Origin of the sequence: Janthinobacterium sp. PC23-8, from assembly GCF_002250505.1 — a bacterium.
Taxonomy (GTDB): domain Bacteria; phylum Pseudomonadota; class Gammaproteobacteria; order Burkholderiales; family Burkholderiaceae_D; genus Janthinobacterium.
The window spans coordinates 217,599-231,511 of the sequence record NZ_NJGY01000005.1 but is presented as its reverse complement, the minus strand read 5'-3'; the positions used below and the strand labels follow the sequence as shown (position 1 = coordinate 231,511).

The 13,913-nt window shown below is 62.8% G+C and carries 11 protein-coding genes and 2 pseudogenes; 3 read left to right on the top strand and 10 right to left on the bottom strand.

Going from position 1 to position 13,913, the window contains the following annotated elements:
* Window positions 1-5: 5 nt before the first annotated feature.
* A complete protein-coding gene (locus CD932_RS27555; RefSeq protein WP_094446071.1) occupies window positions 6-395 on the top strand; it encodes a KGG domain-containing protein in 390 nt (129 codons plus the stop codon).
* Between the two features lie 117 nt (window positions 396-512).
* A complete protein-coding gene (locus tag CD932_RS27550; RefSeq protein ID WP_094446070.1) occupies window positions 513-1,022 on the top strand; it encodes a YgjP-like metallopeptidase domain-containing protein in 510 nt (169 codons plus the stop codon).
* A gap of 51 nt (window positions 1,023-1,073) precedes the next feature.
* Here CD932_RS27550 and CD932_RS29615 read toward each other — a convergent pair whose 3' ends face one another.
* The 8 genes and pseudogenes from CD932_RS29615 to CD932_RS27510 form a co-directional block, all read right to left on the bottom strand.
* Window positions 1,074-1,688, bottom strand: a complete 615-nt coding sequence (locus tag CD932_RS29615; RefSeq protein ID WP_254926790.1) for a PEP-CTERM sorting domain-containing protein — start codon at window positions 1,686-1,688, stop codon at window positions 1,074-1,076.
* 294 nt (window positions 1,689-1,982) lie between these two features.
* A complete protein-coding gene (locus tag CD932_RS27540; RefSeq protein WP_094446152.1) occupies window positions 1,983-2,528 on the bottom strand; it encodes a TIGR00730 family Rossman fold protein in 546 nt (181 codons plus the stop codon).
* Between the two features lie 11 nt (window positions 2,529-2,539).
* Window positions 2,540-3,313, bottom strand: coding sequence for a hypothetical protein (locus tag CD932_RS27535; protein ID WP_094446069.1), 774 nt, complete (start codon window positions 3,311-3,313; stop codon window positions 2,540-2,542).
* Window positions 3,314-3,327: 14 nt separating this feature from the next.
* Entirely contained in the window at window positions 3,328-4,023 is a 696-nt protein-coding gene (locus CD932_RS27530; protein ID WP_094446068.1) for a TetR/AcrR family transcriptional regulator, read from the bottom strand.
* Window positions 4,024-4,217: 194 nt separating this feature from the next.
* Window positions 4,218-7,847, bottom strand: a complete 3,630-nt coding sequence (locus CD932_RS27525) for an EAL domain-containing protein (RefSeq protein ID WP_094446067.1) — start codon at window positions 7,845-7,847, stop codon at window positions 4,218-4,220.
* A 319-nt stretch (window positions 7,848-8,166) separates the two neighbouring features.
* On the bottom strand, window positions 8,167-9,117 hold the full coding sequence (locus CD932_RS27520) for an alpha/beta fold hydrolase (RefSeq protein WP_094446066.1): 951 nt from the start codon (window positions 9,115-9,117) through the stop codon (window positions 8,167-8,169).
* Window positions 9,114-9,725: pseudogene (locus CD932_RS27515) on the bottom strand (GMC family oxidoreductase); the annotation flags it as partial. The pseudogene CD932_RS27515 and the gene CD932_RS27520, both read right to left, overlap by 4 nt.
* A 113-nt stretch (window positions 9,726-9,838) precedes the next feature.
* Window positions 9,839-10,603: an RNA methyltransferase gene (locus CD932_RS27510; RefSeq protein ID WP_094446064.1), complete on the bottom strand. Its 765-nt coding sequence runs from the start codon at window positions 10,601-10,603 to the stop codon at window positions 9,839-9,841.
* A gap of 195 nt (window positions 10,604-10,798) precedes the next feature.
* Here CD932_RS27510 and CD932_RS27505 point away from each other — a divergent pair, with 195 nt between their 5' ends.
* Window positions 10,799-11,578 carry an inositol monophosphatase family protein gene (locus CD932_RS27505; RefSeq protein WP_094446063.1) on the top strand — a complete coding sequence of 260 codons (780 nt, stop codon included), beginning with the start codon at window positions 10,799-10,801 and terminating at the stop codon, window positions 11,576-11,578.
* Between the two features lie 65 nt (window positions 11,579-11,643).
* On the opposite strand, the pseudogene CD932_RS29610 reads toward CD932_RS27505, so the two are convergent.
* Window positions 11,644-11,781 (bottom strand): annotated as a pseudogene (locus CD932_RS29610) (hydrolase); the annotation flags it as partial.
* 8 nt (window positions 11,782-11,789) lie between these two features.
* The gene (locus CD932_RS27495) at window positions 11,790-13,901 is read right to left on the bottom strand and encodes a TonB-dependent siderophore receptor (protein ID WP_176461159.1); all 2,112 of its coding nucleotides are present in this window, start codon (window positions 13,899-13,901) and stop codon (window positions 11,790-11,792) included.
* Window positions 13,902-13,913 lie beyond the last annotated feature (12 nt).

The window sequence follows — 13,913 nt, the reverse complement described above, 5'->3', positions numbered from 1 at the left end:
ACAGCATGGCTACCAATCAAGGCAGTGAACAAGGCAACGAGCAGGGCAACGAGCAGGGCAAGAGCGCTGGCAGCAGCCAGAAAAGCGAAGGCCAGGCCAGCCAGAAAGGCAGCGGCAAGCGAGGCTTTGCCGCCATGAGCGAAGCACAGCAGCGCGAAATCGCCAGCAAGGGCGGCCAGGCCGCGCACCAGAAAGGCACCGCCCACGAATTCGACTCGGAAGAAGCACGCCGGGCCGGACAAAAAGGGGGCGAGGCCGTCAGCCGCAACCGCGAGCACATGGCCGAGATCGGCCGCAAAGGCGGCGAGAGCCGTCAATCGGCCAATCGCGACGCTGATAGCCGCAGCAAGACATCGCAGAAAACGAGCCGAGACAAGGACGCAGACGACGCCTGAGGCCCTGGCGGCGCGGCGACACTTGGCGGCGCCGCCTGAGGCGGGCATGGCCCTCGCTGTGGCAGCAGGCACAGTGTGGTACATTCTCGCCTCGACCGATCCCTACCCTGCCCCTTGATGCCTGCCCTGAAATACCTGAGCGCTTATTCCGAGCAAACGTTAGCGCAAGTACAGCAACTGATTGCCCAGGACAAACTGGGCGAGGTGCTGCAAAAACGCTATCGGCAAGCACACGATGTACGCAACGACAAAGCGCTGTACGAGTATGTGCAAGAGATCAAGCATGAATTCCTGCGCAACGCCGAACCGATCAGCAAGGTCGCGTTCGACAGCAAGATCCATGTGATCCAGCATGCACTGGGCTTGCACACCTCGATTTCAAGGGTGCAGGGCGGCAAGCTGAAAGCCAAGCATGAAATCCGCGTATCGACGCTGTTCAAGGAAGTGCCGCTGGAATTTTTGCGCATGATCGCCGTGCACGAACTGGCGCACGTGAAGGAAAAACAGCACGACAAGGCCTTCTACAAGCTGTGCACCTACATGGAGCCGCAGTATCACCAGTATGAATTCGACGTGCGCCTGTACCTGACACAGCTCGACCTTTCCGGCCAGCGCCTGTGGTCATGAAAAAAGCCGCTGACAGCGGCTTTTTTTACGGACTTTACGAACATTGCTTGCTCAGGCGGCATTCTTGCGCCGGCGCATAAAACCCAGCAAGCCCAGGCCGGCCAGCAGCATGGCGCAGGCGCCCGGTTCCGGCACGGCGCTGACGGACGCGCCGATATTGTCGACCTGATAGGTATGCAACAAGCCCTGCTGCCACGACGCCGATACCAGGTTATTGAAACCGGTAAAGGTGTAGTTGTTGAAATTGTTGTTCAAGTTGTTGACGCCGCCCACAGTGAAGGTCTGGCTGACGGTGCCACCCCCGACCTTGGCACCGACAAAGGTCACATCATATGCACCCGGCGCACTGATGTAATCGGCCAGGCTGATCTTGTTGAGCGAAAAGGCGGCGCCATCTGCGCGCGCCATGGTAGTGATCGACCCGACTTCGGCGCTCAGGCCGGCCGAACCGGCATAGGTGTAATTATTCTGCTTGGGCGAACTCAGGGAATACCACAGGTTATTATCGAACTTGTAGCCCGCTTCGCTGTAGGAATCGAGGAAGGTGGTATCGAAGCCGGAACGCTCGAGCGCATTGAAGGTGATGACGGATTGCTGGGCCTGGGCGGCGCCAGCGGCGAACACAGCGGCAATCGCCGCGCTACGCAAGATCGTCAGGGTTTTCAAAATATTTACCTTTGAGAAATGGAGCCGCAAGATCGGGGCCAACGTTGAGGAAAGTCGGAGCCATGGGGGAGAACGTCGGCAAGACATGGTCCAAATTCGGCACAGCTTGCTTGACAGGGGTCAGTAGAACACATCCATGTCGAAAAATCATCTTTGTGCTCAAAAAAACATGCACATGTGGAATTTTTGCAACTATAAAAATTACAATATTACACCGTGTTAACTTGTCGCACCAAAAACAAAACAGCCATGCCCTTCACGGTACATGGCTGGTCTGCAAGCAAGGCGCCAGGATCAGGGGGCGCAGTCTTTCAGGCGCTGCACCAGCGCGGCCGGATCGGCATCGGCATTGAGGAAGGCGGCGTGCTGCGGGCGGACAAAACCCTGCTCGCGGCCGTTTTGCACAAAGCTGATCAAGCCATCATAAAAATGGTCGACATTCAACAGCCCGATCGGCTTGGCGTGGATGCCCAGCTGGGCCCAGGTCAGCATTTCAAACAGTTCTTCCAGGGTGCCGTAACCGCCCGGCATGGCGATAAAGGCGTCGGACAGGCTGGCCATCATGGCCTTGCGTTCATGCATGTCCTTCACCACGAACTGGCGCGTCAGGCCCGTATGGCCCACTTCGCGCTCGACCAGCGCGGTGGGGATCACGCCCGTCACTTCGCCGCCCAGGCGCAGCACTTCATCGGCGATCACGCCCATCAGGCCCACATTGCCGCCGCCATAGACGAGCGCGATATTTTCCGACACCAGCACGTGCGCAAGTTCGCGCGCCGCCACCGCATATTGGGGGGTGACGCCAGCATTGGCGCCACAGTACACACATAAAGCCTTGATCACAGGACCCTCTATTTCTTCAGTTCATCAATAGCAGCCTCGACTTCGAGACGCTCCTTCGCATCGACCGCCACGCAATCGGCGGCCTGTTCATACAAGGCCATCGCTTCGGCCAGTTTTTTATTTCCTTCGAGCATGGTCAAGGCGCGCGCGTATTCGCTGTGCGCCGAGGCCGAGTCCGGATTCAGGGCCAGCGCCGTCTTGAAGTGCTGGTAGCCATCGTCCTTGCTGGCGCCATAGCTGAGGCCGCCGATCAGGGCGCCCACCTTGTCGATGATTTCCGTGTGGTAAATGCCGAAGCCGATATGTGCATCGGCATGCAGCGGCGCCAAGGTCACGGTGCGGTTCAGGCTGTTGCGCACCTTCGCGCCCATGCCCTGGGCCAACGCCTTGACCACCGAAATGCCCAGCGCATAGCGGCCCAGGCTGTAGGCATGCCAGTAAAAACCGGCCGGATTGTCGGGCTGCTCGGTCTGCTGGCGCTCGCAGCGCTCTGCCACTTCCTCGAACAGCGCCAGTTTGTCAGCCTCATGCATTTCCAGATGGGTGGCATGCATGCAAGTGGCCTTGTGCGCCACGCTATAACCGGGCACGCCCACGGCCAGGCCCAGCTTGGCCGCCCGTTCGAAGTCGCCCGCATGGCAGGCGATCCAGGCTTGCACCAGCGCCGCCTGCCGGGGAAACGGCTCGACATCGCCCGCATGCAGGCGCTGCCAGGCCGCTTCCAGCGACAAGGGGGTGTAGACATACGTATTGTCGGGATACGGAAATTTTTTCCAAGCCATCACGGTCTCCTAGTTCAAATCGCGCCGTCGGTCAGCCGACCATCTTCTTGCAGTGTAGTCAGGTATTGTTCAGACAGCTTACGGAACAGCAGATGGGTCTCATCGCGCAGATACGGGCCGATCAGCGACAGCACCTGGTAGCAGCCGCGCGCCAGCGCATCGGACATCGACTGCTGTTCGCTGTACTTGCGCGGATTGCGCACGTATTCATACGACAGCCAGTAGGTGGCGACCACCACCATATTGGTCGCCATGGCGCCAATGTCCATGTCCGACGCCACCAGCGATTGCTCGCTGCGCAAGTCTTCGCACAGCTGGGTGGCCACCTTGATCTTGTGCGCGAGGATCAGCTTGAAATGCAGCTCCAGCTTGCGGTTGCGCGACAGCAAGTCATTCAGGTCGCGGTAGAAAAAACGGTAGCGCCAGATCAGCTCGAACATCAGGTGCAGGTACAGCCAGACATCCTCGATATTCGAGCGGCGGCCGCTGGGCACGGTCAGTATGCGTTCGATTTCCGCCTCGAACTGGACGAAGATCGAATTGACAATATCGTCCTTGTTGCGAAAGTGATAATACAGGTTGCCGGGCGAGATATTCATCTCTTCCGCAATCACGGTGGTCGTGATATTCGGCTCACCAAATTCATTAAACAGGCGCAGCGACAATTCCAGGATGCGTTCGCGGGTACGGCGTGGTGCTTTTTGTAGCATGGCGGGCAATCTCTCTTTGTTCTGCCCCAAGCATACCACCGAAGATAGCCCTGATGAAACACCGGGCGCCGGGCCAGGACGCCTTGCCGGCCAGCCCCGCCTTTTTCTTCTGCAGCACTTTTTTGGCGGGTCTGACTGCCGCGCGATAGTCTGCCTTGCTGTCCATTCCAGGCAATGGCAAGCACCAGGAAGGATCAGGCGGCCGCTGGTGCCGGGCCGTGCAGCAAGCCATGCAGGCGAAAGCCTTCGCGTATATTTTCGCGCAACACCGCGCCCTTCCAGGGCTTGGTATAGAAGCGGTCAACGGCGCCGTGGTTGATGGCCGCCATGATGGGCGTCAGGTCGGCATGGGCCGACAGCATGATGCGGAAGGTATCCGGGCACAGGTGCTTGACTCTTTCCATGAACTCCGTGCCGCTCATGGCCGGCATGCACTGGTCGCACAGAATCACCTGCACCCGGTGGCGCGCCAGGATGTCGAAGCCTTCGGCGGCCGTCTGGGCGGTGAAGATGCGGTAGCCATCCTGGGCCAGGAAGTCGCTCAGCACGTCGAGCATGAAGACGTCGTCATCGACGATGAGCAAGGTTTGCTGCTCTTCGTTGCCGTCGTCGCCCGGCGCCTGCAGATGTTTGCCTTTCATTAACATCTGTTCGAACTCGTCCTGCGGCACGGGGCGGCTGAAATAATAGCCCTGCATTTCATCGCAGCCATGGCGGCGCAAATACGCCAGTTGCGCATCGTTTTCCACGCCTTCGGCGATCACCTGCAGCTTCATGCTGTGGGCCATGCTGATAATGGCCAGCACGATGGCCGCGTCATCGGGGTTGCTGGTGACCTCGCGCACAAAGGCGATATCGATCTTGAGCTTGTCGATCGGAAAGCGTTTCAGATAGGCCAGGCTGGAGTAGCCGGTGCCGAAATCGTCGATGGAAATCTGGATGCCCAGCGCCTTCAGGTTGCGCAGCACGGCAATGGTTTCCTCGGCGTTCGACATCAGGGAACTTTCCGTCAATTCCAGTTCCAGCAGATCGGGCGCAATCGCGTGCTTGCGGATGGCGCGCAGCACTTCTTCTTCCAGGCCGCCGACAAAGAACTGGATGCCCGAGACATTGACCGACAGGTGTACCGGGCCGATGCTGCTGGCGCACCAGTCGGCGATCATGCGGCAGGCCTGGTCCAGTACCCAATTGCCGACCCGCACGATCAGCCCGGTTTCCTCAAGCAAGGGAATGAACACGGCCGGCGACACCATGCCGTGGCCTGGGCGGCGCCAGCGGATCAGCACTTCGGCGCCGCTGACCCGGCCCGAGCCGATATGCACCTTGGGCTGGAAAAACAGCACGAATTGCTCGTTGTCGATGGCGCGGCGCAGCGCGTTTTCCATGTCCAGGCGGGCCATCGACTGGGCGTTCATTTCGGCCGTGAAGAAGCGGAAGGCGTCGCGCCCCGCCTCCTTGGCGCGGTACATGGCCGTGTCGGCGTACTGGATCAGGGTGTCGGCATCGAGCGCGTCGTCGGGATAGACGGCGATGCCGATGCTGGCCGTGACCGTCACCTCATGGCCCTGCAAATCGAACGGCTTGCGCATCGCTTCGCGGATCTTGTCGACCACGCTCACCGAATGCTGGACGCCGTCTGGCAGGATCAGGATGGCGGCGAACTCGTCGCCGCCGAAGCGGCCGATGGTGTCGCGCACGCGCAGGCAATCGACCAGGCGGCTGGAAAACTGGCGCAGCAATTCGTCGCCGATGGTGTGGCCCAGCGTATCGTTGACATTCTTGAAACGGTCAACATCGAGAAACAGCACGGCTACCGACCATTGATGTTCCTGCGCCTGGGACAGCGCGTGCGTGAGCGAATCGTAGAACTGGCTGCGATTGGGCAGCCCCGTGAGCGTGTCGAAATGGGCCAGTTTCAACAGGCGCTGCTCGGCCTCCTTGCGCTCGGTGATGTCGCGCGCCACCGCCACCAGGATCCAGCTCTGGCCCGAGCGCAGGGTGCGCCGCTGCACTTCAACCGCCAGCGGCGAGCCATCCTTGCGGTGCAACTGCAGTTCGGCCATCGGCGCGCCCTGGTCGCCGGCCAGCAGTTTTTCATACAGCTCGTCGAGCTGCGACGGGCCGTCGTGGGCGCGGCCAGGGCCGACCTGCAGGAAGTCTTCGCGCTCGAAGCCGAGCATGCGGCAGGCCGTCTGGTTGACGTCGACAAAGCAGGCGCCGGCGCGGTCGACCAGGAAGATGGCGTCGGCGGTGGCGTCCATCGCCAGGCGAAAGCGCCGCAGGTCCTCGTCGAGGCGGATGCGGGCCGCCATGTCCAGGGTCAGCTGTTCGTGATGGCGCTTGATTTCGTCGTACAGCAGCAGGTTGTCATAGGCTACCGCGATCTGCGCGGCGACGGTGGCGACGACGCGCTCGTCGATTTCGGAAAACTCGGGCGCGCCCAGTTTGTCGACCAGGTACAGCCAGCCGTGCACGCGCTCGCGCGAAGCGATCGCCACGCCGAGAAAAGAGTGCACGGGCGGATGCGTGTCGGGCAGGCCCAGCGCGGCAGGGTCGCCCTTGAGGCCATTGACGCGGTGCGGTCGCTGCTGTTCGAGCAAGCGCGACAGCACACCCGTGCGCGGCGCAGCGGCGATCTGCCTGATGTTCTTTTCAGTGCCGCACGATGAAAAGTAACTGAGCTTGTCGGCGCCTTCTTCAAGCACGCCGATGCAGGCATAGCGCGCCACGCAGATGTTCTGCGCCACCTTGCAGCCGGCCGCGATCAGCGCGCGCGGATCGCGTTCGGCCCCCAGCTCCATGCCCAGCTCGATCAGGGCCGTCAGGCGCAGGCTGACCGCCTGCAGGCTGGCCAGCGAGCGCGACAAGCGCTGCGTCATGATCGCCAGGTCTTCCGGCACGGGCGGGCTGCCTTCGCCCTGCCCGGCCAGCTGCGAGATCTGCTGGCTGCTCGTTTCCAGTTCGTCGAGATAGCCGCTGACATGCTGTTCGATGCCGGCCAGCTTGCCGGCCTCAGGCATTTCGGCTGCGCGCAGCCTGGCGCTGGCCGGCGCGCCAGGCGCGACCAGGCCCAGCGCTTCGTTGACGGTGCGCACAATCACTTCAGGGTCGGACGGCTTGGGCAGCACCCAGCGCACGCCGCAGGCTTGCGCCAGCAAAATCGCTTCCTGTTCGCGGTAGGTGGCCGTATAAAAAATGATGGGCACGTCGGCCAGCGCAGGATTTGCATGCACGCGCGAGACGAATTCATAGCCATCCATATTGGGCATCAGGATGTCGGAGATGATCAGATCGGGCCGCTCGGTGCGCATGATGTCGAGGCCCTCGGCGCCATTGGACGCTTGCAGCAGGCGATGGCCGCCGTAGCCCAGCAGCGCGGTCAGGAACTCGCGGTTGAGCACATGATCATCGACGATCAGGATAGTGCAGATGTCGTTTTTAACTGGCGTCGACGGCGCCACGGGTAAAAAAGATTCCAGCTCCGCCACGAACAGATCGGGTTCGATTGGTTTGCCGATATAGCCATTGAAGCCCGCTTCGAGCAGGCGCTCGCGGTCGCCCACCATGGCCAGCGCGGTGACGGCCAGCGCCGGGATCTTGCGCAGCGCCGGATCTTTTTTCAGCTCGGCCACCACGCCATAGCCATCGAGCTTGGGCAGGTGCACGTCGCAGATGATCAGGTCGGGCACCTCGCTGCGCGCCATGCGCACTCCCTCTTCGCCATCATAGGCCGCCAGCGGCGTGTAGCCGAAAGCACGCAAGAGATACACCATCAATTCCATATTGGTGGCGTTATCTTCAATAATCAGGATACGTGCGGACAATTGGCACTCCCACCCAGGTAACATTTCACCATTAAAACCCTTTCACCAGAATGCGTCTGTACGGTTCAGCGCACAACGTTCAATTGCGTGACAGGCCCATCCTACAATAGCGGATGGAGATTCTCAGTATAAATCGGCAGCCGCCAGTTTCGCCACAGTAGTGTCCACCTGACAGCCGCGCGCCTGGCGTGCGCGGCAGCTGTCAGCTTAAACCAGTAAGCGTCTGGAAAACAGGTTTTTATGAAGGGAAATCTATTTTAAATAGGCAACAATAGCGTTAAAACGACAGCGTTACCGGCTTGATCAATGGCGCGAAAACTCAAGCGCCATGGGGCGCCAGGAGCACCGCGCCGACTTCCGAAATGATAGTGATCTCCGACAACACCTGGTGCAGCACGCGCGCATCCGACGCCAGCGCCACATGCCCCAGGCCGGCATAAGCGCTGTTGCGCGCGCCCGGCAGCCGGGCCGAATCCTGCGGCGCGACAATATTGTCGTGATACGAATAGATCGAGGTGATCAGGGCGCGTACTGGCGCAGTCTCGTCCGCCGCCAGTTGCGCCAGCCAGGCATTGGGCTGGCCGCCCGGCCGGCTCATCTGGCGCGCATTGCTGCCCGGCGCCAGCCTGGCCAGCGCCGTGCCATGATGCGGCGTGCCGATGGTGATCACGCGCGCCACACGCGCAGTGCCATGCCGGCGCAGATAGGCGCGCGCCACCAGGCCACCCATGCTGTGCGCAACGATCACCACCTGCCCGGCGCCCGCGCGCGCCAGCAGCGCAGCGATGGCCTGCTCGACGGCCGGCACGAAGTCGTCGATGCCGGCACCGACGGGTTCCAGGTCCACCGCGCCGTGCGCCACGCCGGCCCGCGCCAACTGGCAGCTCATGGGCGCCCAGAAGCCCCGGTTGCAGACATAACCGTGTATCAATAAAACCGGCAGCATGCCCTTTCCTGGCGCGCCAGCTGTGCTCAGGCGCGGGTGCAACATGCCCCAGGACGAGGTGCGCAGGTTGGCGCCCAGTTCGCCCGCGAACAGGCGCGCCGCCGCAGTCCATTCCAGCCGCTGCGGCGCGGGCTCACCGGCCAAGCGCCGGCTCTGCCAGAAATTGCGCGCCACGATCAGCGCGCGCAGCAGCAGCACTCCAAGCACGCCCAGCAACAGCGCCAGCGCCGTCGGCCGCACGCCGGCCTGCCACAGCAGCCAGGCCAGGCCCAGGGCCGCCAGCACTTGCAGCAGCATCAGCCAGCGCAGGGCGCGCGCGATCATGGCGCAGCGTCCCCGTCCGCGCCAAAGCCGGGCGAGGCCTTGCCGGTCAGCTCGCGCGCCAGGCTGCTGGCCAGGCGCGCGGCCAGCGCATAGATCGACAACTGCGGATTGGCGCCGATCGCGGTGGGAAACAGGGAACCGTCATGCACCGACAGATTGGCCAGCCCACGGTAGCGCCCCAGCGCATCGCACACGCCCAGGCGCGCATCGTCGGACATGGCGCAGCCTTTCATCACATGGGCCGATACCACGCGCGCCAGCAAGGCCTGGTACGGCAAGGCATCGATGGCCTGCCGCGCCTGGGCCCAGCTGGTGTAGTGGCGCGCCGGCGAATTGATGGCGCCGCCGGCCAGCACAAAGTGTTTCGCAAGCAAGGTCAACTCGATGCCGGTAGCTGCCTGGCCTGCTGCATCGAGGGCGGTGACCTGCAGGCTGGCGATGCGCTCGCCCCGCAGCACGAAGCGCTCGGCCCTGGCATGCGTGAGCAGACAGGCACCCAGGCGCAATGCAGCAGGAATCGTGGTGACCAGCATCGACTGCTTGGCATTGGTGGGGCAGCCCATGCCGCAGTAGCCGAGGTTCCAGCAGCCGTTGACATTGCGTCGCATGATGTTACATCTCCTGTGACCTGCTTTTTCCGGCCAGTGTAAGCCAGGAGCAAAAGCTGGCGCGCTCAAAAAATAGAGCGCATGGTCTAACTACTCTGCCAGCGGTTTATCGTTCAGCGCGGTTTTTTCGCCATCACCAGGATATGGCGGGCGATGCCGCGCAGGATATTGACTTCTTCCGTTTCCAGCCCGGTGCGCGAGAACAAGCGTTTCAAACGCGGCATCAGCTTTTTCGGGTTATCGGCATCGAGGAAATCGATGGCGACCAGCGCTTCCTGCAAGTGCCCATACATGCCGTCGACCTGGGCCAGGCTGGCCGCGTCACCTTGAAAGCCGACCGGGCTGGCCGCTTGAAAGTCGCCCAGGGCGGCCACCCGGCACTCATAGGCGATCACCTGGGCCGCCTGCGACAGGTTCAGCGAAGAGTATTCGGGATTGGCGGGAATATTGATCAGGACATTGCACTGCTCGACGATCTCATTGGGCAGGCCGAAACGCTCGTTGCCGAAAATCACGGCCGCATGCAGCTCGGTGCCGGCCGCCAGTTGGGCGGCAATCGCGCGCGGGGCCGTCACCGGCGGCGAAAACTCGCGCAGGCGGGCCGAGACGGCGGCGGCGTAGTTGCAGCCTTCCAGCGCTTCGGCGATCGAGCCGACGATGCGCGCGCCGGCCAGGATATCCTGCGCGCCGCTGGCAAAGGCCACCGCTTCCGGGTCGCAGAGGGCATCGGCAAAGCGCGGATTGACCAGCACCAGGTCGGAAAAGCCCATGGTTTTCATGGCCCGCGCGACGGCGCCGATATTGCCGGAGCGGCTGGTCTCGACGAGAATAAATCGCAGGCGTGTGAAAAGAGACGTATTGATTTCGGGCAGATTCATTTAAAATAGCGCCATTGCGCGGTATCGATACAGGAAATGTCGGAGCAAGACGTCACACAACGCTGACGCCAGCCCGGGATTTTAACCAGTTCGCCACCGCTTTGCTCTTTAATTCATTCTTGCACTCCTGCGCTCCAGTACACACCGGTACTGCCGGGCGCTCGCGTGCTTTTAACGGAAGCTCACATGCACCCAATGCTCAATACGGCCATCAAGGCCGCCCGCCGCGCCGCCACCGTCATCAACCGCGCGTCTTTCGACCTCGACCGCGTCGTCGTCACGGAAAAACAACATAACGATTTCGTCACCGACGTCGACCAGGCGGCCGAACAAGCCATTATCGAGGTGCTGTCCAAAGCCTACCCGGACCACGCGTTCCTGGGCGAGGAATCGGGCGCTTCCGCCAACTCGCACGACGAGAATGAATTTCAATGGATCATCGACCCGATCGATGGCACCACCAACTTTATCCATGGCTTCCCGCAATACTGCATCTCGCTGGCGCTGGCCCAGCGCGGCATCGTCACGCAAGCTGTCATCTACGATCCGGTGCGCAACGACCTGTTTACGGCCAGCAAAGGCGCCGGCGCCTTCCTGAATGAAAAACGCATCCGCGTGACCAAACTGGACCGCGTATCGAACGCCATGCTGGGCACCGGCCACGGCGCCGGCCCGCGCGCGCTCGACGAATACCTCAAAATGTACGCCATCATGGGCGAGCGCAGCCAGGGCGTGCGCAGCGCCGGCTCGGCCGCGCTGGACCTGGCCTATGTCGCTTGCGGCCGCCTGGACGGCTTCTACCAGAAAGGCTTGAAGCCGTGGGACATCGCCGCCGGCGCCCTGATGATCACGGAATCGGGCGGCATCGTCGGTGAATTTTCCGGCGAGTCGGACTACCTGTACAAGGGCGACGTGATCGCCGCCAGCCCGAAAGTGTTTGGCCAGATGGTCAGCCTGCTGGCGCCGTTTGCTTAACAGCAATCGCGAATGTAAAAAAACCGGCCAGGGCCGGTTTTTTTACGCCTGCTGAACGCCAGGCATCAATGCCCTTCGCTGGCGTTGAACATGGTCTTGGCGTAAATGAGTCCCAGGCCATAGCCGCCGCCATGCGCCACGGCGGTGGCCACAGTTGCATTGTAGGTCTCGCCACGGGCCCAGTCGCGCTGCAGTTCATTGAGATCGCAGCTTACAAAGTGCCTTCCAGCATCAGACGCCAGCTGCGCTCGCTGCCCGTCGTGATACTGCGCAGCATGCGGTCGCTGCGATCGTCGTACAGGCTACGGGTGGCGTAGCGCTGCCCAAGCAAATTGGCGCCGGACACACGCAGGCGCAGGCGATCGCTCCATTTCCATAGCGCATAGACATCCAGTTCGCGCTTGACGCCGGCATAGGCCAGCAAGTTGTTTGACGTGCGCGAGCGCACGCCGGCCTGGTAAGTAAAGCTGGCGCCGAGCGACAGTGGCAGGCGCGCCAGCCGGTAGTCGCCACCGGCGCTGGCGCGCCACGGCAGCTGGCTGTCGAGCCGGTTGTCAGGCCCCGGCACGCCCGTTACGCGCGACCAGTTGCGCGCCAGGTTGGCGCGCACGTCGAAGGCGCCGAGCGGCAACTTTGCCTCCAGTTCCAGCCCGCGCACCAGCGCGTCGCCGCCGTTGACGGGCGTGGCGACCCAGCGTTCGCCAGCGAAAAATAACTGCTCGCGCATCACGCCGCTGATCTGCCGCAGGGAGCCGCTCACGCCCAGCAGCGCCCCTTTGGCGGGATAGTATTCATAGGCCGCATCGACGCCCCAGGCCAGTTCCGGGCGCAGCGCCGGATTGCCCTGATTGTCGGGATTGGTGGGGCTGTTGCCGTTGTCGACCGTATAGCGGCGCGGAATCAGCTCGAAGATCTCGGGCGCCTTGTAAGTGCGCGTGAGCGCCAGGCGCACCTGGTCTACGCTGCGCAGCTTCCACAGGCTTTGCAGCAGCGGACTCCACACTTGCGAGCTTACATGCACCTGGCCGCCGACGATGTTGCTGGCGGTGCGCAAGCCTTCCCAGCGCAGCCCCAGGTAGAGCGACCAGCGCGCGGACACCGCCCATTCGTCCTGCGCGTACAGCGCCAGGCGCATGGCGGTGGCCGCATGGGCTTCGTCCGACAGCAAGGGGGGCTCGCCGGGCGCGAACTGGCGCTCGCGGCGAAAATCCGCGCGCCGTCGCCGGCCGGCATCCCAGCCGGCTGCCAGCAGATGGTACTCGCCCAGCGGGCGCCGGTAGCTGCCGCTGAAGGTCGCGCCCACATCGTCGACCCCGGAGTCGACCAGGTGCGTCGCGCGCAGCCCGCGGTCCTGTCCACGGCCCTCGAAGACGAAATCGTTGCTGCGGTGGTTGTAGTTCACGCCCAGCTTGACATCCAGGCTGGCGCCGGCGTCGAGCTTGCGCAGCCACTGCAGGTCGCTGCGCACGGTGGTGCTGGCCTGGTCGAAGTCGCTGTGATTATCGGGATAGCTGCTGTTGCCGCCCACATACGCCGTTTCCATGCCCAGGTGGCGGGTCGCCAGGCGCTTGACGCTGAGCAGGCTTTGCCAGGCCAGACTGGCTTCGCCTTCCAGCGCCCAGCTCAGGCGCGGCGCCAGTTCCAGGCCGTTGACCACCACCGTTTCACGCTGCGGCACATGGCGCAGCAGGGTAGCCTCGCCGTCGATATCGAAGTTGCGGACCCACTCGTCGATATCGCTGGCGCGCGCCGTGCGGCTGACGGTGCCGGCCAGCGCATACGTCAACTTTCGCTGCTTGCCCGACCACTGCACCGTGGCACTGCCTGCGCCCCGGCCGGCACTGCTCGATGCGCCCAGCTTGAACTCGCGCGGCGCTTTGGCGCCCGCCTTTTTCAGCACGATATTGATCGATCCCGCAATCGCCTGCGCGGAAAATTCGGCGGTGGCGGCGCGCTGGATCTCGACGCGCTCGACCAGTTCCGGATCCAGGCTGTCGAGCGCAAAGCCGTTCGGTACGGCCACGCCATCGAGCATGATCAGGGTATAGCCCTGGCCCAGGCCGCGCAGAGCGATTTGCTGGCCCTGGCCGGCGCCAGGCGCGCCGCCCACCGACACGCCGGGCAGGCGCTTGAGCACGTCAAGCAGGGCGCGGTCGCCCTGGCGTACCAGTTCATCGTGGCCGACGGTGATGGTCGCGACCGTGTCGTTGCGGCGCTGGGCGGTGCGGTCAACGCTGATGGTGACCGAGGGAACAACATCGTCGGCGCGCACGGCGGCCGGCCATGGCAGCGCGAGGCTGCATAGCAGTAAGGTGTATCGCATGAGGACTCTTGG